The sequence below is a fragment of the Campylobacter sp. 2018MI34 genome (assembly GCF_016598975.1).
GTDB lineage: Bacteria > Campylobacterota > Campylobacteria > Campylobacterales > Campylobacteraceae > Campylobacter_D.
This window is the reverse complement of record NZ_JAENKS010000046.1, coordinates 1-2,150: the sequence shown is the minus strand read 5'-3', so window position 1 is coordinate 2,150 and position 2,150 is coordinate 1. Positions and strand designations below refer to the sequence as shown.

Annotated in this window: 3 protein-coding genes; all 3 read left to right on the top strand. The window is 25.9% G+C overall.

Annotation, left to right across the window (positions count from 1 at the left end; genetic code table 11):
- A partial coding sequence (locus JG676_RS07635) for a hypothetical protein (protein ID WP_200217851.1) occupies positions 1-206 on the top strand: 206 nt, incomplete at its 5' end.
- Positions 179-2,023, top strand: coding sequence for a motility associated factor glycosyltransferase family protein (locus JG676_RS07630; protein ID WP_200217850.1), 1,845 nt, complete (start codon positions 179-181; stop codon positions 2,021-2,023). The genes JG676_RS07635 and JG676_RS07630, both read left to right, overlap by 28 nt.
- Positions 2,024-2,150, top strand: a 127-nt coding sequence (locus tag JG676_RS09035) for a hypothetical protein (protein WP_246801811.1), incomplete at its 3' end; no start/stop codon positions are given.

Sequence of the window (2,150 nt, the reverse complement as noted above, 5' to 3'; positions counted from 1 at the left end):
GAATTTATGTCTTAAAAGTAAAAACAAAAGAAGATTCTTTTAATAAATCTTTAATTTGGATTAAAGAACATTTAGAATGGCTTAAAATGATATATGCACATATTAATGCACTTGAACTTGCTTTAATAAAAAACATTAAGCCTTTAGAAGAAGAGTTATATAAAAGGGGACTTGAAAAATGGACGGGGCAAAAGAGCTCTTTTTAAAAAACACAGCAACACTTTTTGAGGTTGATCAAGTTTTAGCTTATAAGCTTAGATCTTTAGAAAATTTTTCTAGTTTTAGCATAGATAAAGAAGCTAATTTCATAAGAAATGATAATGATAAAATTTATGAAAATGTGAATGAAGAACTAAATAAAAATTTAGAACTCTTTAAAAATGATTTTTTTAAATATCCTGTTTTGTTTTTTTATGGTTTTGGAAATGGAAAACTTTATAAAATTTTATGTGAAAATAAAAATCATAAAGCTATCGTTGTATTTGAAGATGAGCTTGAAATTTTAGCTTTAGCTTTTCATCTTTTTGATTTTTCTAAAGAAATTAAAAGCGAAAAACTTATACTTTTTTATACTAAAGATCTTAACTTGGCTTCCTTAAATGCTTTATTTTCTTTTGAGTTTATAAAAAAGAGTATTAAAATTTATAATCTTCATATCCATAGTTCTTTTTATGCAAAACATTATTATGATAAAATCGAAAGCTTAAATAAAGATTTAATGGAAATTATAAGATTTGTAGTATTAAATCACGGCAATGATCCTATAGACTCTATGACAGGAATAGAACATACTTTAAATAATATTCCTAAAATGTTAAGTCATGGAATTTTTCAAGAGTTTTTAAAATCAAGGAGAGCAAAACTTGAAAATGCTATAATAGTATCAACAGGACCTTCGCTTACTAAACAACTTCCCTTACTTAAAGAGTATCAAAATAAGGTAGCTATTTTTTGTGCTGATAGTTCTTATCCAATTTTAGCCAAACACAATATTAAGCCTGATTATGTTTTGTCTTTAGAAAGAGTTGTTTTAACTTCTGAATTTTTTAATAATGATTTTGGAGATTTTGATAAGGATATACTTTTTATCTTAGCTTCTGTGGTATATAAAAAAACTATAGAATACCTAGAAAGGAATCATAGACGCTATATGATAGTGCATCGACCTTTAAATTCAGCAGGTTCTTTAAAACTTGATGAATATGGCTATCTTGGTGTAGGAATGAGCGTTGCTAATATGATTTATGAATTAATCGGCGCATTAAGATTTAAAAATGTTATTTTAATAGGGCAAGACTTAGCCTATGCTCAAAGTGGTAAAAGTCACGCTTTAGAGCATATTTTTGGAGAGCAAGGTGATGAAGTAAGAGGCGAACTTTATACTTTGGCTTATGGAGGAAAAGGAGAAGTTAGAACTCAACTTTCTTGGCAGCTTTTTAGACAACATTTTGAAAAAGATATTTTTTTTACCAAAACTAAATTAGGCATTACTACTTACAATTGCACAGAAGGTGGAGCAAGGATAGAAGGAACTATAGAAAAACCTTTTAAAGAAGTTTGCGAAGAGCTTTTAAAAGAGGATCTTTGCAAACCTTTTGAATTTCCAAAATCTTTAAGCTTAGATAAAATGAAGGAAAAATTAAAAAAGACGAAGAAAAATCTTGAAAAAAATATCAATGAGAGTGAAAATTACATTAAAAAATGTAAAAATGAACTCAAAAAATTAGACTATGAATTTAAAAAAGAGCAAAAAAATTTACAAACTCTTAGAAAAATTAAAGATAATTTACTTCAGTTTTTTAAAGAATTAAAAACATTAAAATTATTTAATGAACTTTCACAGGCTATGTATTTTCATAATGAATGTGAAGTTATAAAGTATGAAGTTTTAAATTCTTTAAAGCAAGATGAAAAATTGCTAGATTTTCTTTCTTCTCAAAATCTTTGGTTTTTGCAAATTTTAGATTATTTAAAAGCTCAAAATGAAACCATTAATAAAGCTATAAAAGAGTGGGAGATTTAAATGACCCCCTCTTTATTCTTAAAAAACCTAAATGCTCTAAATAATACTTTCTTAAAAGAAGAACTAAAGAAAATAAAATCAAATCTTAAATTTGAACTCATACAAGGTAAAGATAATTTAGATATAA